18 protein-coding genes and 1 tRNA gene are annotated in these 17,325 nt (G+C 69.9%); 13 read left to right on the top strand and 6 right to left on the bottom strand.

Features of this window, described 5'->3' with window-relative positions; all coding sequences use genetic code 11:
• Nucleotides 1–37: 37 nt before the first annotated feature.
• The 8 genes from Q7T09_RS15875 (at nucleotide 38) to Q7T09_RS15910 (ending at nucleotide 6,311) form a co-directional block, all read left to right on the top strand.
• Nucleotides 38–122 (top strand) — tRNA-Leu (locus Q7T09_RS15875).
• A 65-nt stretch (nucleotides 123–187) separates the two neighbouring features.
• Nucleotides 188–1,642 (top strand): magnesium transporter, encoded by a 1,455-nt coding sequence (gene mgtE, locus Q7T09_RS15880; protein WP_304700990.1) that lies wholly within the window; start codon nucleotides 188–190, stop codon nucleotides 1,640–1,642.
• A 67-nt stretch (nucleotides 1,643–1,709) separates the two neighbouring features.
• Nucleotides 1,710–3,077, top strand: a complete 1,368-nt coding sequence (locus Q7T09_RS15885; RefSeq protein ID WP_304700992.1) for a lysozyme — start codon at nucleotides 1,710–1,712, stop codon at nucleotides 3,075–3,077.
• 110 nt (nucleotides 3,078–3,187) lie between these two features.
• The gene (locus Q7T09_RS15890; RefSeq protein ID WP_304700994.1) at nucleotides 3,188–4,354 is read left to right on the top strand and encodes an isovaleryl-CoA dehydrogenase; all 1,167 of its coding nucleotides are present in this window, start codon (nucleotides 3,188–3,190) and stop codon (nucleotides 4,352–4,354) included.
• A 68-nt stretch (nucleotides 4,355–4,422) separates the two neighbouring features.
• Nucleotides 4,423–4,830 carry a DUF3574 domain-containing protein gene (locus Q7T09_RS15895; RefSeq protein WP_304700996.1) on the top strand — a complete coding sequence of 136 codons (408 nt, stop codon included), beginning with the start codon at nucleotides 4,423–4,425 and terminating at the stop codon, nucleotides 4,828–4,830.
• 55 nt (nucleotides 4,831–4,885) lie between these two features.
• Complete coding sequence (locus Q7T09_RS15900; protein WP_304700997.1) at nucleotides 4,886–5,089, top strand: hypothetical protein; 204 nt, start codon at nucleotides 4,886–4,888, stop codon at nucleotides 5,087–5,089.
• Between the two features lie 62 nt (nucleotides 5,090–5,151).
• Entirely contained in the window at nucleotides 5,152–5,568 is a 417-nt protein-coding gene (locus Q7T09_RS15905; RefSeq protein WP_304700998.1) for an RNA polymerase sigma factor, read from the top strand.
• On the top strand, nucleotides 5,565–6,311 hold the full coding sequence (locus Q7T09_RS15910) for an anti-sigma factor (protein ID WP_304700999.1): 747 nt from the start codon (nucleotides 5,565–5,567) through the stop codon (nucleotides 6,309–6,311). Before Q7T09_RS15905 ends, Q7T09_RS15910 begins: the two co-directional genes overlap by 4 nt.
• A 9-nt stretch (nucleotides 6,312–6,320) precedes the next feature.
• Here Q7T09_RS15910 and Q7T09_RS15915 read toward each other — a convergent pair whose 3' ends face one another.
• Both Q7T09_RS15915 and Q7T09_RS15920 read right to left on the bottom strand, forming a co-directional pair.
• Nucleotides 6,321–6,611 carry a hypothetical protein gene (locus tag Q7T09_RS15915; RefSeq protein ID WP_304701001.1) on the bottom strand — a complete coding sequence of 97 codons (291 nt, stop codon included), beginning with the start codon at nucleotides 6,609–6,611 and terminating at the stop codon, nucleotides 6,321–6,323.
• A 614-nt stretch (nucleotides 6,612–7,225) separates the two neighbouring features.
• Nucleotides 7,226–8,989, bottom strand: coding sequence for a patatin-like phospholipase family protein (locus Q7T09_RS15920; protein WP_304701004.1), 1,764 nt, complete (start codon nucleotides 8,987–8,989; stop codon nucleotides 7,226–7,228).
• A 326-nt stretch (nucleotides 8,990–9,315) separates the two neighbouring features.
• Between Q7T09_RS15920 and Q7T09_RS15925 the strand changes: the two genes are divergently transcribed.
• Both Q7T09_RS15925 and Q7T09_RS15930 read left to right on the top strand, forming a co-directional pair.
• Nucleotides 9,316–9,723: a ribonucleotide reductase subunit alpha gene (locus tag Q7T09_RS15925; RefSeq protein ID WP_304701005.1), complete on the top strand. Its 408-nt coding sequence runs from the start codon at nucleotides 9,316–9,318 to the stop codon at nucleotides 9,721–9,723.
• Between the two features lie 564 nt (nucleotides 9,724–10,287).
• Entirely contained in the window at nucleotides 10,288–11,910 is a 1,623-nt protein-coding gene (locus Q7T09_RS15930) for a carboxyl transferase domain-containing protein (RefSeq protein WP_304701006.1), read from the top strand.
• A gap of 14 nt (nucleotides 11,911–11,924) precedes the next feature.
• On the opposite strand, the gene Q7T09_RS15935 is transcribed toward Q7T09_RS15930, so the two are convergent.
• Nucleotides 11,925–12,122, bottom strand: coding sequence for a hypothetical protein (locus Q7T09_RS15935; protein ID WP_304701008.1), 198 nt, complete (start codon nucleotides 12,120–12,122; stop codon nucleotides 11,925–11,927).
• 229 nt (nucleotides 12,123–12,351) lie between these two features.
• Between Q7T09_RS15935 and Q7T09_RS15940 the strand changes: the two genes are divergently transcribed.
• The gene (locus Q7T09_RS15940) at nucleotides 12,352–13,188 is read left to right on the top strand and encodes an enoyl-CoA hydratase-related protein (protein ID WP_304701009.1); all 837 of its coding nucleotides are present in this window, start codon (nucleotides 12,352–12,354) and stop codon (nucleotides 13,186–13,188) included.
• A gap of 56 nt (nucleotides 13,189–13,244) precedes the next feature.
• Nucleotides 13,245–15,113 carry an acetyl/propionyl/methylcrotonyl-CoA carboxylase subunit alpha gene (locus Q7T09_RS15945; protein ID WP_304701010.1) on the top strand — a complete coding sequence of 623 codons (1,869 nt, stop codon included), beginning with the start codon at nucleotides 13,245–13,247 and terminating at the stop codon, nucleotides 15,111–15,113.
• On the opposite strand, the gene Q7T09_RS15950 is transcribed toward Q7T09_RS15945, so the two are convergent.
• The 3 genes from Q7T09_RS15950 to Q7T09_RS15960 are packed head-to-tail and all read right to left on the bottom strand — an operon-like array spanning nucleotide 15,110 to nucleotide 16,800.
• Entirely contained in the window at nucleotides 15,110–15,997 is an 888-nt protein-coding gene (locus tag Q7T09_RS15950; protein WP_304701011.1) for a fatty acid desaturase, read from the bottom strand. The two genes, Q7T09_RS15945 and Q7T09_RS15950, sit on opposite strands and share 4 nt — an antisense overlap.
• Nucleotides 15,994–16,185 (bottom strand): hypothetical protein, encoded by a 192-nt coding sequence (locus Q7T09_RS15955; RefSeq protein WP_304701012.1) that lies wholly within the window; start codon nucleotides 16,183–16,185, stop codon nucleotides 15,994–15,996. The genes Q7T09_RS15950 and Q7T09_RS15955 overlap by 4 nt, the downstream gene beginning before the upstream one ends.
• A gap of 3 nt (nucleotides 16,186–16,188) precedes the next feature.
• Nucleotides 16,189–16,800 (bottom strand): TetR/AcrR family transcriptional regulator, encoded by a 612-nt coding sequence (locus tag Q7T09_RS15960; RefSeq protein WP_304701014.1) that lies wholly within the window; start codon nucleotides 16,798–16,800, stop codon nucleotides 16,189–16,191.
• 122 nt (nucleotides 16,801–16,922) lie between these two features.
• On the opposite strand from Q7T09_RS15960, the gene Q7T09_RS15965 reads away from it, so the two are divergent.
• Nucleotides 16,923–17,324, top strand: a complete 402-nt coding sequence (locus Q7T09_RS15965; protein WP_304701016.1) for a DUF1489 family protein — start codon at nucleotides 16,923–16,925, stop codon at nucleotides 17,322–17,324.
• Nucleotide 17,325: the final 1 nt, after the last annotated feature.

Consider the following 17,325-nt stretch of genomic DNA (forward strand, 5'->3'; position numbering starts at 1 on the left):
CGCTCGGGGGTTTGCTACCTGCCGCGCCTCACCACGAGCGGTCGTGGCGGAATTGGTAGACGCGCAGCGTTGAGGTCGCTGTGGGGCAACCCGTGGAAGTTCGAGTCTTCTCGACCGCACCAGTGAATCAGGGTCTTTCGCGGCTGCAGAGCTAGAGCATCGTCATACGTCAGGAGGGGAGGTCCGCATGAGCCGCGACACCGAACATCCGCGCGAAGACGACGTTCTGGACCTGAAGGCCTCCCGGGGGAGCCTGACGTCCGCCGAGGTCGAGGACCTCGAGGATCTCGCCCTTGGCGAGGACTACGCCCTAAACCCCGACTTCGTGGCCATGGTCGTCGACGCGATCGACCGTGGCGACGCCGAACGCCTGCGCGAACTTCTGGCCGCCCTGCACCCCGCCGACGTGGCCGACCTGATGGGCTTCCTGTCCTCGGACTACCGCGCCGAGGTGGTGGCCCACCTCGATCCCGAGGCCCTGGCCGAGATTCTCTCCGAACTGGACACCGAGATCCGCGAGGACGTGCTGGAGCACGTCCCGTCGGCGACCCTGGCCAAGGCGCTGGGGGAGATGGACTCCGACGACGCGGTGGATGTCGTCGACGACCTGGAGGACGACAAGCGCGCCCAGGTGCTGGCGGCCATGCCGGAGATGGAACGCACCGCCATCGAGACCAGCCTGGCCTATGAGGACGAGACCGCCGGGCGCCTGATGCAGCGCGAGGTGGTCTGGGCCCCCCAGTTCTGGACCGTCGGCCAGACGATCGAGCACTTCCTGAAGGAAGGCGACGACCTGCCGGAGCTGTTCTTCGACGTCTATGTCGTCGACCCCTCCCACAGGCCGGTGGGCGCCGTCCCGGTCAGCCACCTGCTGCGGGCCCGCCGTGATGCGCCGCTGGCGCAGATCATGGAGCCCATCTCCGAGATCCCGGTCCAGATGGACCAGGAGGAGGTGGCCTACATCTTCGACAAGTACCACCTGATCTCGGCGCCCGTCGTCGAGCCGGGCGGCCGCCTGGTGGGCCAGATCACCGTCGACGACATCGTCGGCGTCATTCAGGACGAGAGCGAAGAGGACATCCTGGCCCTGGCCGGGGTCTCCGACGCCGGCCGCGACGCCGGCGTGCTGGGCATCGTCCGCTCGCGCCTGCCGTGGCTGATCCTCAACCTGTTCACCGCGACGGCCGCCGTCAGCGTCATCGGAGCCTTCCAGGCCGAGATCGCCAAGCTGGTCACCCTGGCCATCCTGATGCCGATTGTCGCCGGGGTGGGCGGCAACGCCGGAACCCAGACCCTGGCCGTGGCGGTGCGCGCCCTGGCCAACCGCGAGCTGAACGCCGCCAACGCCATGCGCATCTTCCTGCGGGAGATGGGGGTGGGCGTCATCGACGGCGCGGCCCTGGCCTCGCTGATGTCGGTGGCGGTCTTCCTGTGGTTCCACGACCTGCGCCTGTCCATCACCGTGGCTCTGGCCCTGATCGTGAATGTCTCCATCGCGGCGATCGTCGGCACTCTGGTGCCGCTCACCCTTGATCGTCTGGGACGCGATCCGGCGGTTTCCTCGTCGGTCTTCGTCACCTTCGCGACCGACTCGATGGGTTTCCTGTCATTCCTCGGCCTGGCGTCTGTGATCCTGTTGTAACCGGCGCCTATCTTGCCCGTTGAGAGCCAAGCGCTCACGCGCCTGTCTCAATATGGGTCAGATGGCCATGAAACCGCGTCACCAAGTCTCCCGGACTGCGATCGATCTGATCAAGCGGTTCGAAGGATACCGCCGCAAGTCCGCGCAGCTGGCCGATGGCCGCTGGACAATCGGCTATGGCCACACGCTCACCGCTCGTGAAGGCGCCGAAGTCTCGGAACAGGACGCCGAGGCCCTGCTGCTCTACGACCTGATCGCCGTGGCTCACTCGGTCAACGAGTGGACCTACACGCCGCTCACCCAGAACCAGTTCGACGCCCTGTGCGCCTTCGCCTTCAACATCGGCGTCGACAACTTCCGCCGCTCCTCGGTGCTGCGCCGGGTCAATGAGGGGCAACTCCTGCAGGCCGCCTGCGCCATGGAGCTGTGGCGCAAGGCCGACTTCGAGGGCGAACGCATCGTCATCGACGCCCTGGTCCGCCGCCGCTCGGCCGAGAAGACCCTGTTCCTGACCCCGACCCATGGCTGGGTGCCCGCGCCCTCGCCGATCCTGCGTCCCAATGTGGACATGGACGCCGCCGGGATCGTGCCGCGCCAGACCCCCACCGCCCTCAAGGCGCCGATGGAGGGCCCCCGGGCCATCGTCGAGCGCGAGGCCGCCCCGGCCGCCGCGCCCCAGCCGGCCCCCGCGCCCGAGCCGGTCGTTCAGACCGCGCCGGCGCCGGCCGCCCCGTTCGTGCCCGCGCCGCCCGAGGAGGATCGGCCCAGCCCGACCCAGGCGGCCGCGGCCAACGTCACCTCGCGGCTCTCCACCATCTTCCGCGACACCACCGCCGAGCAGCCCGCTCCGGCGCCGGAACCGGCCCCGCCGGTCGTCGAGGCCGTGGCGCAACCCGCGCCCCAACCTCCGCCGCCTCCGCCGCCCGCCGCGCCCATCGCCCTGGCCGGGGGCGACCGCGCCTTCGTCCTGACGCCGCCGGAGGAGGTCTATGAGGCCCCGGCGCCCGCCGCCCGTCTCGAACTGCCGGTGGCGGCCAACGAATCGCATCCGACCCTGTTCGACCGCCAGACCTCGGCGGCCAACGATCAGCTGGGCCTGCCGTCGCCGCCGCGCGCCGAGGAGCGTCCGCGGATCCTGATCGACGACACCCTGGAATACGATCCCGCCTTCGACCTGCTGGAGCCGGAACAACCCAAGCTCAGCCTGCCCCTGCTGGTGGGCCTGACCGTGGTGGGCCTGGCCTTCTTCGCCGGCGGCCTGTTCTGGGCGGCCAGCGTCAGCCCCGACAGCGACGGCGGCCTGTTCAACCCGCTCACCGTGGGCTGGATGGCGGCGCTCGCCGGCATCGGCTTCTTCGGGGTCGCGGTCTATCTGATGCTCGACCGGCTCGGCCGGGGCGATATCGACGACGAGGGCGAACTCGACGCCGAGTGACACTTCCCGGGGGGGATTGAGTGGGAAAGGGGCCTGGCGCGCATCGCCGGGCCCCTTTTCTGTCACAACCGCGGCTCGCGGCGAATTTCGGCCCGTGCTAACACCGCGGCATGATCCCGAACCATGGACCTTCGCTGGATTTCGGCCTCGGCGAGACCGCCGACGCCATCCGCGACACCACCCAGCGCTTCGCCGCTGACCGCATCGCCCCGCTCGCCGCGCAGATCGACGCGACCAACACCTTCCCGCGCGCGCTGTGGCCGCAGATGGGGGCGCTCGGCCTGCACGGCCTGACGGTCGAGGAGGACTACGGCGGGCTTGGCCTCGGCTACCTTGAGCACGTGGTGGCCATGGAGGAGGTGAGCCGCGCCTCGGCCTCGGTGGGCCTGTCCTACGGCGCCCACTCCAACCTCTGCGTGAACCAGATCCGCCGCTGGGGCTCCGACGAGCAGAAGCGCCGCTACCTGCCGGCCCTGATCTCGGGCGAGCATGTCGGGTCGCTGGCCATGAGCGAGAGCGGCTCCGGCTCCGACGTGGTCTCCATGAGCCTGAAGGCCGAGCACCGCGGGGACCGCTATGTCCTGAACGGAACCAAGTTTTGGATCACCAACGCGCCGCACGCCGATGTCCTGGTGGTCTACGCCAAGACCGCGCCGGGCGAGAGCAGCAAGGGGATCACGGCCTTCCTGATCGAGAAGGATTTCAAGGGGTTCTCCGTCGGCCAGAAGCTGGACAAGATGGGTATGCGCGGCTCCGACACCGGCGAGCTGGTGTTCGAGGACTGCGAGGTTCCCGAAGAGAACGTCATGGGGCCGGTGAACGGCGGCGTCGGCGTCCTGATGAGCGGCCTGGACTATGAGCGCACGGTGCTCTCGGGCGGGCCGCTGGGCATCATGCAGGCCTGCCTGGACGTGGTCCTGCCCTATGTCCGGGAGCGCAAGCAGTTCGGCAAGCCGATCGGCGCCTTCCAGCTCATGCAGGGCAAGGTGGCCGACATGTACGTCGCCCTGAATTCGGCCCGGGCCTATGTCTACGCTGTGGCGCGGGCCTGCGACGCCGGCCAGACCACCCGCTTCGACGCCGCCGGCGCCATCCTGATGGCCTCGGAGAACGCGGTGAAGGTCAGCCTGGAGGCCATCCAGGCCCTCGGCGGGGCGGGCTACACCCGCGACTACCCGGCCGAACGCCTGCTGCGCGACGCCAAGCTCTACGACATCGGCGCGGGCACCAACGAGATCCGTCGCTATCTGATCGGGCGGGAGCTGATCGGGGCCTGACGTCAACGGTTTCTACACCTCCGATTCACGTTAGATGGACCGACCACGCGGGGGCGGAGGTGAGATCGATGCGCAAGGCCCTTGTCCCGATTCTGCTCCTGTCCCTGGCGGGCTGCGCCAGCCTGCGGCCGCCCAGCTGCGCGGCCGGCGAGGAGCCCATGCGCACCGCCCAGCTGTTCTTCGGCCAGAACATCGGCGACAAGCCCGGCGTCTCCGACGCCGAATTCCACAGGTTCGTCGACGAGGTCCTCACCCCGCGGTTTCCGGAGGGCCTCACGGTCCTGGACGGCGGCGGCCAATGGACGGGACCGGAGAACAGGCTGATCCGCGAGGCCGCCAAGGTGGTGGTCCTGGTGATCCCCAGAACCGACCTCCACACGCAGCGCAAACTGGGAGAGGTGCGGCAGGCCTATGTCCAGCGCTTCCGCCAGGACAGCGTGATGATGGTCAGCCAGCGGGCCTGCGTGTCGTTCTAGGTCGGGAACCCGACACGCGGCCGGGGGTTTGGTCTCCACAATCAGGAGAAGAACCATGCGCAAGATCCTCGTGCTCGCCCCCGCCGCCCTCATCGCCATGACCCTGGCGGCCTGCGGCGCCACCGTCACCGAACGCGCCGCCACCGGCGCCCTGGGGGGCGCGGCCATCGGGGCCGCGGTCAGCGGCGACGCCAAGGGCGCCCTGGCCGGCGCGGCCATCGGCGGCGTCGCGGGCGCGGCCACCACGCCCCGCAACTAACAACCCCGGCGAACGCGTCCGAGGTTTCACCGACCTCGCAGGCGATTGTCCTGCGTCCGCACATGCGAAAGGCCGCCGGGGCGCCCGGCGGCCTTTCCACTGTCAGGTCCCGGCGCGGCTCAGCCAAGCCTCTCCAGACGCGCCTCGACAGTTGGATGTATCGGATCATGAAGAACGCCTGGATCGACGAAGCCCGCGCCCGGACCCGCCAGCGAAAGGTGTTCGCGCCCGAGGACGACGGCCTGTCGGTGGGCCTCGACGGGGCGGCGGCGATGGAAGCCCACCTGGAGGCCGCCTCGGTGGAACAGGCGATGGCCAGGCTGCCCGACGATCAGCGACTGGCCGTGGCGCTGGTGCTGGTGGAGGGTCTATCCTACCGCGAGGCGGCCGCGGTGCTGGAGGTTCCCGAGGGGACCCTCACCAGCCGCCTGGTCCGGGGCCGCAACGCCCTGCTGGCCGATCTGAGGGGTGCGGCATGAAGATCGATGATCGAAAACTGATCGCCTATGTGGACGGCGAGCTCGACGCCGCCGGCCGCGCCGAGGTGGAGGCGGCCATCGCCGCCGATCCCGTCCTGGGGGTGCGCCTGGACGAACACCGGCTGCTGCGCGGCAAGGTGGCCGGCGCCTACGCCCGGGTCGCCGACGAAAGCGTCCCCGCCCGCCTGATGGCCGCGGCCCAGGCCGGCGCCAAGGCCAATGCCGACAATGTGGTGAAGCTGGCCGATCGGCGGAAGCCGCCGCCGCCGCCCAAGGTTTCGCGGCCGGTGGCCTGGCCCGCCTGGGGCTCCATGGCCGCCACCCTGATGGTGGGGGTCGTGGCGGGCTACCTTCTGTCGCAACAGACCCCGGCCGCCGTGGCGCCGGGGTTCGACGGGGCGCTGGTGGCCCGTGGCGGCCTGGCCAAGGCCCTGGACAAAAATCTCTCGGCGGGTTCGGGACCGGTGCGCCTGGGCCTCAGCTTCAAGACCGCCGACGCCCGCTACTGCCGCACCTTCCAGGTGGACGCCCAGCGCGCCGCCGGGATCGCCTGCCGCGAGGGCGCGCGCTGGGTGGCGCGCATGACGACGGAGGCCCCGCGTCCGACCCAGGGCTTCGATTACCGCACGGCGGCCACGGCCACATCGCCGGCCGTGCTGGCCGCGGTGGACGCCATGATCGAGGGCGAGCCTCTCGACCGCCAGGGCGAGATCGCCGCCAAGGCGCGGCGCTGGCGGGATTAGGGCGCGCTGTCAGGCCCGCAGGTCGAACATCGTCCCGCGCGCCATGTCCTGGGCGCGTTGCTGGGTGACCTGCTGGTCAGCCTCTCGATGCCGGTGCTCCGGCGACTTGCGGGCCTGGGCTTCGCGCAAATGGCCGTTGTCGGTGACCAGGGCCGGCTGGGGGCCGTCCTGTTGGGCTTTCGGAGGCTCGGCGCGGGCGATGAGTCGACCGCGGGGGGCGTCCTGGGATCTGGCGGCATAATCGACCGCCGGCTGGGTGGCGCTGATCTGTTCCATGCCGCCAATATGCCAGGCCAGCATCAACCTTTCGTTCAGACATGCGGTTAATAGGCGCAAAGGCTGTCCGTGCCGTCCTGCGGGCGGAGGTCGAGCCTTCGCGGAAAGCGCCCTGCGGACATGCGAACGGCCGGCCCGTTGTCGGGACCGGCCGTTCCATTGTCGGACCGCCCAGCGGTCCCGCAACCTGAAGCGCTTACGCGCAGACCTCGTAAGCGGAGGCCCAGATCACGGTTTCCACCTGCGGATGAAGACAATGAGACACTGGGTCACCTCCTTTCAGTTGTTGAACAAGACCTCGAATATGGAACCGATTTGATCGATCCGCAAACGTCACGATTGTCGCATGCCGATATCGTGTAGCGGCGCCGCGTTTTGCACCGGGGGCGCCACCTGGCCACATCGATTGGGCCGCGCGCTGAATTCCTTCTCCCCTTGCGGGGTCGGGTCGATAGGCATGTTCGGCAAACCCACTCCGTCATCCCGGACGGCCGCCAGGCCGATCCGGGACCCAGGGGCCCAGCGCACGGCCCCTGGGTCCCGGCTCTCCGCTTCGCTGCGGCCGGGATGACGTTGTTGGATTGAGAAGGCGGCGCGCGCCCTCATCCGGCACGCCGACCGCCATTGGATGGAGGACCCTAGCGTCGTCCCGTCGAGATCTCGTGCAGGCTGGGGCGCCGCCGCAGGTCGGTGACCGGGACCGACAGCTTGTCCAGGGCCTCGATCATCGCCTTGTAGCCGCCGGCGACGGCGGGCTCGAAGGCCGCCCAGTCGCGGATTTCCACGCCGGCCACCTCGGGCGTCACCAGGACGTCGGTGGCGTCGCGGGCGGCGGCCAGGTCGCGGCCGGTGGAGACCGTGGCCGCCCGCATCAGCAGGGAGACGATGGGCGGACCCTTGCGCCACTCCCCCGACAGGATCCAGCGCCAGACCGAGGAGGGGCGCGCCACGTCGGCGGCGGTGATCGAGCGGCCGCGGGAGACGTCGATGCCGATGATCGGCCCCAGCTCGTTGATCCGCATGACGTCGGCGGGGAAGTTCTTCATCACCGCCCCGTCCACCAGGACGTCGTTGTCCTCGGTGGCCGGCGGCAGGATGCCGGGCAGGGAGATGGTCGCCCTCAGCGCCCGCCGCAGCAGGCCGCGCCTGTGCAGATGATAGGTCCCGGTGGTCAGGTTGGAGGACAGGCAGAAGAAGGGCAGCCACATGTCGGCGATGTGCACCTCTCCGAAGTGCTCGGCCAGACGGTCGCTGACCTTCTCGCCGCGGGTCATGGCCAGCAGGGGGATGGCGATGTCGTCGAGGGGACTGGTGTTGACGAAGGCCGCCCGGATGCGGCGCTCCATCTCATCATTGTCCCAGCCCAGCCCGACCCCGGCCGCGACGATGGCGCCCATGGAGACCCCGCCCACGAAGTCGATGGGGACCTTGCGCTCCCGCAGGGCCTTCACCGCCCCGATGTGGGCATAGGCCCGCGCCCCGCCCCCCGACAGCACCAGGCCGACGGCCTGGCCGGTCAGCATCCGGGCGACGCGGGCGACGTCGCCGCCGTGCTCGCGGCGCATGTGGAACAACCGCGCCGGCCGGGCCACGTCCATCCAGGCCTCCGACCCGACGGGCGCAACGGCGTTGCGCTTCTGGATGAGGATCAGATCCACCAGCTTCTGGGTTTGCAGGGGCTCGGCGCCGTGCAGGAGCTCGACCGGCGGGGGCAGGTCGCCGCGGCCCACCCGGAACAGGCGGTCCACCTGGCGGCCCACCACCTGGCGCCAGCCGTGGTCGTCGGCCTCGGCGCAGTAGAGGACGAAATCGTAGTCGCGCTCGACCTCCGAGAACCATTCGGTCGGCGCGTGCTGGGCCTCGCCCCCCACCACCGTGACCGAATAGCCCAGCTTGCCGATCTCCCGGGCGATCCGGTCGACCTGGGGCCGCAGGGCCACCGGCTCGCCGATGGTGACGAAACCGAACACCGAGGGGACCCCGGCCGTGGTCTTGGCCGCGGCCTGGCGGCTGCGCAGGATCATCAGCCGCGCCAGCTCGACCATCACGGTCGAATCCTCCTCGCAGGCGTCGAAGAAGGCCTCGCGGGGCAGGGCGAAGATTTCCGAATCACGCAGGGCGACGACGTGGCCCGAGTGCGGCGCGCCGGAGATCAGGCTCATCTCGCCCGCCGGCTCGCCGGGACGGATCACGCCCAGGAAGTGCGGCTCGTGGCCTTCCTCGCGGCGGAAGGCGCCCAGGCGTCCGGCGCGCACGAAATAGAGGTGGTCGGCGGGCTCGCCGGCGTCGAACAGGGTCGCGCCGCCCGGCAGGGAGAACCAGGTGGCCTCGCCCTGGGCGCGTTCGTCCTCGAACAGTCGCGAGAGCGCGGAATCGGTCGATATGCCGGGTAGGTTCGCCACGGAACGGGAGCCTAGAGTGTGTTCCGCCAAAGTGTGAACCGGTTTTGCGTGGCCCGCGCCTCAGGAGCGTCATGGGGTATCGCATATGGCCGGGCGGGTTGATCGTGATCGTCCGATGCTCCCCCTCTGGGTGAGGGGGACTAGAATGCGCCTTTCGTGCGGTTCGAGCGGTCGCTGAAGGAGTCAAAGTCCCCCTCAGGCGCTTCGCGCCAGCTCCCCCAGAGGGAGAGCATCTGCGGGCCTGCGCATATGCGATACATCTGCGCCACGGGCCCGGTTTGACATGGCGCATGGTTCGCCGCGGCGATCTCCGCCAGGATCGCCACATGACTCAAAGCTCTCATTTCCGGCAGCTCCTCGACGCCGCCGCCGCCCAACCCGATCCGCAGCGCCTGCTGTTCGTCTTCGCCGCCGCCGAACTGCCCGACGGGGCCACGCAGGCCCAGCGCGAGCGCTTCCTGGCCGGGGAGGGCGGGGCGCTGGCCCCCCTGATGTGCGTCGACAAGGCGCCGGGCGAGCTGGCCGACTTCGAGGCCCTGCTGGCCGAATCGCGCCGCGCCGGACCGCCCTGGCAGGTGGCTTTCGCCGCCAGCCTGTCGGGATCGGGCGGGGTTGCGCCCACCACGGCCCAGATCGAGGTGGCCCTGCAATCCATGGTCGACGCCGTGCGCGTCGGCGGCGTCGGCCGTTTCGCCGCCTATGGCCCGGACGGCGAGCCCATCCTGTTCCGCTAGAGCGTTTCCCGCCTGACTTGGATCAAGTCCGGCGATCAGGAAGAGTGACCAAGTCAGGACTCTAGAGCCCCGTTTCGATTCATTCGAAACGGGAACAGCTCTAGGAGCCCCACCTCGATCTTCCTTCTCCCCTTGCGGGAGAAGGTGGCCCTGCGGAGCAGGGTCGGATGAGGGGTCGATAGGCCTCTCAAGCAAACCCATCCACGTCATCCCGGCCGCAGCGAAGTCCCCGGGTCCGACCTCTGGTCGGCCCGAGAACAAACTACGAGCCGGGACCGCGAAGCGGCGGCGCGTAGCAGCCACCCAGGGGCCGCATCAATCCCCTGGGTCCCGGGTCTCCCCTGCGGGTCGCCCGGGATGACGGGAGTTGTGCTGAAAACGGAGCGCGACCCCTCATCCGACGCGCTCTTGCGCGCCACCTTCTCCCGCAAGGGGAGAAGGACAGGGCCGCGCCCCGAACCTAGGGAGAAGGGGGCCATTCTCCATTTCAGATCTATCCACCTGAAACGGAAGGGGTCCCGCCCGGCCCTAGCCTGCGTCGCCCGGCCCGGCTATGCCTTGCCCATGCCCCAACTGAAGTCCGCCATCGACACCAACGGCGAGGCCTTCCAGGCCAACCAACTGCTCAACCGCGCGCTGGCGGCGCAGCTGCGCGAGCGGGTGGCCCAGGCGGCCCTCGGCGGCCCCGAAGACTCCCGCAAGCGGCACGCCGGCCGCGGCAAGCTGCTGCCCCGCGAACGGGTCATGCGCCTGCTGGACGCCGGCTCGCCCTTCCTGGAGGTCGGCGCGCTCACCGCCCACGGCCTCTATGACGGCGAGGCGCCCGGCGCCGGGGTCATCACCGGGATTGGCCGGGTCTCCGGCCGCGAGGTGATGATCGTGGCCAATGACGCCACGGTGAAAGGCGGGGCCTATTTCCCGCTCACCGTGAAGAAGCACCTGCGCGCCCAGGAAGTGGCGATGCAGAACCGGCTGCCCTGCATCTATCTGGTGGACTCCGGCGGCGCGAACCTGCCCCACCAGGCCGAGGTCTTCCCCGACCGCGACCACTTTGGCCGCATCTTCTTCAACCAGGCCCGGATGAGCGCCGAGGGCATCAGTCAGATCGCCTGCGTCATGGGCTCCTGCACCGCCGGCGGGGCCTATGTCCCGGCCATGAGCGACGAGACCGTGATCGTGCGCGGCGCCGGCGAGGAGAGCCAGGGGACCATCTTCCTGGGTGGCCCGCCCCTGGTGAAGGCCGCCACCGGCGAGGTGATCAGCGCCACGGAGCTCGGCGGCGCCGACACCCACGGCCGCCGCTCCGGGGTGGTGGACCACGTGGCCGCCGACGACGAGCACGCCCTGCAGATCGTGCGATCCATCGTCGCCAACCTCAACACCACCAAGCCGGCCCAGGTCGTGCTGGCCGAGCCGCGCGAGCCCCTGTTCGATCCGCAGGAGCTCTACGGCATCGTGCCGACGGACGTCCGCGCGCCCTATGACGTGCGCGAGGTGATCGCCCGCATCGTCGACGGCTCCGAGTTCGACGAGTTCAAGGCGCTCTACGGCACGACCCTGGTCACCGGCTTCGCCCGCATCTGGGGCCAGCCGGTCGCCATCCTGGCCAATAACGGCGTGCTGTTCTCCGAGAGCGCGCTGAAGGGCGCCCACTTCATCGAGCTGGCCTGCAAGCGGGGGATCCCGCTGGTCTTCCTGCAGAACATCTCGGGCTTCATGGTGGGCGGCAAGTACGAGGCCGGCGGCATCGCCAAGGACGGCGCCAAGCTGGTGACCGCCGTGGCCTGCGCCGAGGTGCCCAAGTTCACCGTCCTGATCGGCGGCTCCTTCGGGGCCGGCAACTACGGCATGTGCGGCCGAGCCTATAGCCCGCGCTTCCTCTGGACCTGGCCCAACAGCCGCATCAGCGTCATGGGCGGGGAGCAGGCCGCCAGCGTCCTGGCCACCATCCGCCGCGACGGCGTCGAGGCCCGCGGCGGCGATTGGCCGGCGGCCGAGGAAGAGGCCTTCAAGGCCCCGATCCGAGACCGCTACGAGACCGAGGGCGACCCCTATTTCGCCACGGCCCGGCTGTGGGACGACGGGATCATCGATCCGGTCCAGACCCGCGACGTCCTGGGCCTCTCGATCTCGGCGGCGCTCAACGCGCCGATCCCGGAGACGAGGTTCGGCGTGTTCCGGATGTAGCGCCCTCTGCGGCGCTACCCCCCGATCAGCGACCGGCCCAGCTCGCCCACCAGCAGGCCAAGGCCGACGCAGCTCGACATCACCCCCAGGGTCAGGGCCAGCCTCACCTGGGCTCGGCGGCCGGCGGCCGTGCGGCGTCGGTGTGTTTGCCGCGACGCCTGGGCGGTGGTCAGAAGTTGGGTCAGGGTCGTCGCCTCTTGGGTCCGGCGCATCGTTCTTCCTTCCCGCGGCGGTGGGGGGAGGGCGCCGCGTGGTCCTGTTCCTGAATGTTCTCTCGTCCAGGCGCGCGGCGTGATCAACCCGATTATGGCCCGAACTGGGTCGATTTGGGTCCCGTGACCGGGAATTCAGCGCCCGCCGGGGCCCGGGGCGGACAGGACCTATGTCAAAGACCGGGCGTTGGGATTATGTCCCGATGCGACATCCCGAAACGAGGCTTTCATGACCAATCCCATCGCCGATCCCCTGGTTGAAGTGGCCGACAGCGATATCGACGAGAACCTCGTGCATATCGAAGCCACGGTGGAGGGGGTGGCCACGGTCACCATCAACCGTCCGGCGCGCAGGAACGCCTTCGACGCCCGGCTGATCGGCGCCCTGCGCGAGGCCTTCGAGACCCTGCAGGGGGCGGAGGGCGTGCGCGTCGTCTTCCTGCGCGGCGCCGGCGGCATGTTCAGCGCCGGGGCCGATCTCGACTGGATGCGCGAGGCCGCCGACCGCTCCGAGAGCGACAACCGCGACGACGCCTACCAGATGGCGGTCATGCTCAAGAGCCTGTGGGACATCCCGGCCCTGACCGTGGCCCTCGTGGAGGGCGGCGCCTTCGGGGGCGGGGCGGGCCTGGCCGCGGTCTGCGACCTGGCCGTCGCCACCGCCACCGCCAAGTTCAGCTTCTCCGAGGTCCGGCTGGGCCTGATCGCGGCGACCATCAGCCCCTATGTGGTGGGCGCCGTCGGTCCCCGCGCGGCTCGGGCCCTGTTCGCCACCGGCTCGGTGTTCGACGCCGCCTATGCCGAGAAGGTCGGGCTGATCACCGAGGTGGTGGCCGACACCGCCGCCCTGGAGGCCGCCCGCGATCGCATCGCCGGCGAGATGATGACCTGCGCGCCGGGCGCCGTGGCCGACTCCAAGAAGCTGGTGGAGGACGTGGCCTACCGCCCCATCGAGAGCGTCATGGAAGAGACCGCCAAGCGCATCGCCCGCACCCGGGTGAGCCCCGAGGGCCAGGAGGGCGTGCGGGCCTTCCTCGACAAGCGCAAGCCGTCCTGGGTGGTCTGAGCCGCTATCGCGCACGGCGTCTGGCAGGACTCTCCCCGGGCCTCTAGGATCGGGGCATGATCAAATCCGTCCTCGTCGCCAATCGCGGCGAAATCGCCCGCCGGGTCTTCAAGACCGCCCGCCGCATGGGGATCGCCACCGTGGCGGTCTATTCGCAGGCCGACGCCGACGCGCCCCACGTGCGCGAGGCCGACCAGGCCGTGCTCATCGGCCCGGCGCCCGCCCGCGACAGCTACCTGGTGGCCGAGCGGGTCATCGCCGCGGCGCTCGAGACCGGCGCGCAGGCCATCCACCCCGGCTACGGCTTCCTCTCCGAGAACGCCGCCTTCGCCGAAGCGGTCATGGCCGAGGGCCTCGTCTGGATCGGCCCGCCGCCGTCCGCCATCAGGGCCATGGGATTAAAAGACGCCGCCAAGTCTTTGATGGAAAAAGCTAATGTACCAGTGACGCCCGGCTATCTCGGCCAGGACCAGTCGGTGGAACGACTGCAGCAAGCGGCTGAAGTCACCGGCTATCCCGTCCTGATCAAGGCCGTGGCCGGCGGCGGCGGCAAGGGCATGCGCAAGGTCGAACGCGCCGAGGACTTCGCCGCCGCCCTGGCCTCCTGCCAGCGCGAGGCCGCCGCCGCCTTCGGCGACGACCGGGTGCTGATCGAGAAATACGTCACCCGGCCCCGCCACATCGAGGTGCAGATCTTCGGCGACAGCCACGGCAATGTCGTCCACCTCTTCGAACGCGACTGCTCCCTCCAGCGCCGCCACCAGAAGGTGATCGAGGAGGCTCCGGCGCCGGGCATGAGCCCCGAGGCCCGGGCCGCGGTAACCGAGGCCGCCGTCAAGGCCGCCCGGGCGGTGAACTATGTCGGCGCCGGCACGGTGGAGTTCATCGCCGACGCCAGCGCCGGCCTCCGCCCCGACCGCATCTGGTTCATGGAGATGAACACCCGCCTGCAGGTGGAGCACCCGGTCACCGAGGCCGTCACCGGCGTCGACCTGGTGGAATGGCAGTTCCGCGTCGCCTCCGGCGAGCCCCTGCCGCTGGCCCAGGACCAGATCAAGCTCACCGGCCACGCCGTGGAGGCCCGCCTCTACGCCGAGAACCCCGCCGCCGGCTTCCTGCCCTCCATCGGCGGCCTGGATCACTTCGTCCTGCCCGACGGCGTCCGGGTCGACACCGGGGTGGAGGAGGGCGGCGAGGTCAGCCCCTTCTACGATCCCATGATCGCCAAGCTGATCGCCCACGCCCCCACCCGCGAGGGGGCCGGCGACCTGCTGGCCCAGGCCTGCGCCGAGGTGGAGATCTGGCCGGTGAAGACCAATGCCGGCTTCCTGGCCCGCTGCCTGGACCACCCCGATTTCATCGCTGGCGACGTGGACACCGGCTTCATCGAGGCCCGTCTCGACGCCCTGGCCGCCACGCCCGAGCCCTCCGACGAGATCCTGTCCGTGGCCGCCGCCGCCGTCTTGGGGGGGGGCGATGAGGCTTCGCCCTGGAAGGGCCTCACCGGCTTCCGCATGAACGCCGAACCCCAGGCCACCGTCCGTCTCTTCCTGGACGGCCGGGCGATCGACGCGCCCCTGGCGGAGGGCGACATAGAGGCCGACATCCTGATGACCGCCGACGGCGAGGTCGTGGTCTTCGAGGGGGGCGAAACCTATGTGCTCGCCACCCGCCCGCCGGTGCGCGACCTCGACGACCTCGCCGGCGACGCCCAGGTGCGCTCGCCCATGCCGGGCAAGGTGGTGGCCGTGGCCGTGGCGGTCGGGGACACCGTCCTGCGCGGCCAGCCCCTGCTGACCCTGGAAGCTATGAAGATGGAGCACGCGCTCACCGCCCCCTTCGACGGCCACATCGAGTCCCTGAGCGTCTCGGTGGGCGACCAGGTCAGCGAGGGCGTGACCCTGGTCCGGCTGAAGGCCAGCTAGGTTTCGTCGAGCCGGCAGCCCCGGGCCGCCAGGATCGGCCGCATCTCGTTGAACACCGCCCGCTGGCGGTTGAGCGGGATGCCTGGGTGCAGGTGATGGATGATGTGAGTCTCGATCCCGAGGGCCACCACATTGCCGAACCCGTAGTGGAAGTGGCGGGTGTTGCGGTAGCGGCCCTGCTCCTCCATCGGGTGATGCGGGAACCAGCTCAGGAACAGGCTGATATAGGTCGAACCGATCTGCTTGGGCAGCCACCAGAGCAGGGCCGCCTCGATGGCGTGGCCCGACCAGGCCAGAGCCGTCAGGATCGACAGGTAGATGGCGTTCTGGGCCATCCCCTCCAGCACGGCGCGTTTGGCAGCCTGGTCCCCGGCCGCGATCTTGGCCCGCAGGACGGCGCCATAGACGTTGGGCCGGCCCGGCTGGCGCTTGGCGATGTTGCCCAGGACCGCGCGCCACCAGTTGGGGGCCTTGTTGCCGTAATCCGGGTCGCGCAGCGGGTCGTTGGTATAGGTGTGGTGATCCAGGTGGGTGATGCGGGCGATCTTGAACGGCAGGCCCATGGGGATGGTGGAGACATAGCCGATCAGCTCGTTCAGCCAACGCAGCGGCCGGCCATGCAGGGCGTAGTTGGAGTGCTGGGCCTCGTGGGAGGGGTGGTAGCAGGCCATGACGTTGAAGATGGCGATGAGGAAACCCGCCCACAGCGGCAGGACTCCCAGCAGCACCAGCGACCAGAGCGACAGCCAGACCGCCAGATTGCCCAGGCCCCAGGCGGCCATCACCACCGGGAAGCCGGTCATGTGACGGCGCGCGATGGCCATCTCGTCACGGGCCATGGCCCGGGTGTCCGGCGCGGCGTCCAGGGTGGCGGCGAGGCTCATATCCAGCGTCCTCCAAGCTTGGCGATCAGGCCCCAGGTCCCGCCGACGGCGAGGCCCACGGCGATCGGCGGCAGGCCGAGCGGGGCGGTGACGCCCAGGGCCTGCAGGATCTGGGCGAACAGGGGCGCGAGGAACGCGATCCCGAAGAACACCGGCCCCCAGGCCAGGATGGGTCTCAAGAGGCTCATGGATCAGCTTTCCTGGCGCAGGGCTTCGAGGGAGGGCGGGATAACCAGGTCGATCACCCGCCCGGCGATGGCCAGCAACTCGACGGTCGGCCGGCCGGCGAATTTCGATTGCCGCATCAGCACCGAGGCCGCGCCCAGGGCCGCGGCCGTGCTGAACAGCTGCAGGGCTTCCAGGTCCTCGTCGGGTCGCCAGCCGGCGGCCTGGGCGGCGGCGGCGGCGGCGCGGACCGTGTCGCCGAAGGCCTGGCGGGCCGCCATCAGGCTCGGGTCGGAGTGGCGTTCGACTTCCGGGTGCTGGGTGACCTGGAAGTAGGCCGGATGGCGCATGGAGAAGGCGACGACCTCCCGGCCCAGGGCGTTGTAGCGGGCCACCGGATCGTCCCCCGCCGCGGCGACGGCGGCGTTCAGGGCTGCCGTCATCCGGCGGTGGCCCTCGGCGGCCAGGGCGGCCAGCAGGTCGGCGCGGTCCTTGAAGTGGCGGCCCGGCGCGGCGTGGGAGACCCCCAGGTCGCGGGCCAGCGCCCGCAGGCTGAGAGCCTCGATGCCCTCCTCGGCGATCACCGTGGCGGCCCGGTCCAGCAGGGCGCTGCGCAGATTGCCGTGGTGATAGGTCATCCGTCCCGATCGCGATGTTGTCAGTGACAACATGAAGATATCGGCTATGGCGAGGTTGTCAACGCAGGCTATAGACTGGCGCTCGCGCGCCGCTCGGCGTCTCCCTGCAAGTGATTGATTTCATGTCTCTTCACATGATCCGCCTGTGCGTCGGCTGCGACACCATCGAGGATCTGCTGGCCTATCATGCGGACGACGCGGGCCCCTGGCTGCTCCACACCCGCATGTCGCCGAAGCGGGCGGCCGAGCTGATCGACGGCGGTTCGCTCTACCGGATCTTCAAGGGGATGATCCTCTGTCGGCAGAGGATTCTGGCTATCCGCACGGTGGGCGAGCATCCCAACGCCCGTTGCGAGATCACCCTGGACCGGGAGATCGTCCGGGTGGCGCCCACCCCGCGCCGCGCTTTCCAGGGCTGGCGTTATTTCGATCCCAAGGACGTTCCCCCCGACCTCACCGCCGACGGTGACGACGAAATCCCCATGGAACTGGCGCGCCAGCTTCGCGAGGTCGGCGCCTGGTAGG

This window comes from Phenylobacterium sp. (genome assembly GCF_030645195.1).
Taxonomy (GTDB): Bacteria; Pseudomonadota; Alphaproteobacteria; order Caulobacterales; family Caulobacteraceae; genus Phenylobacterium.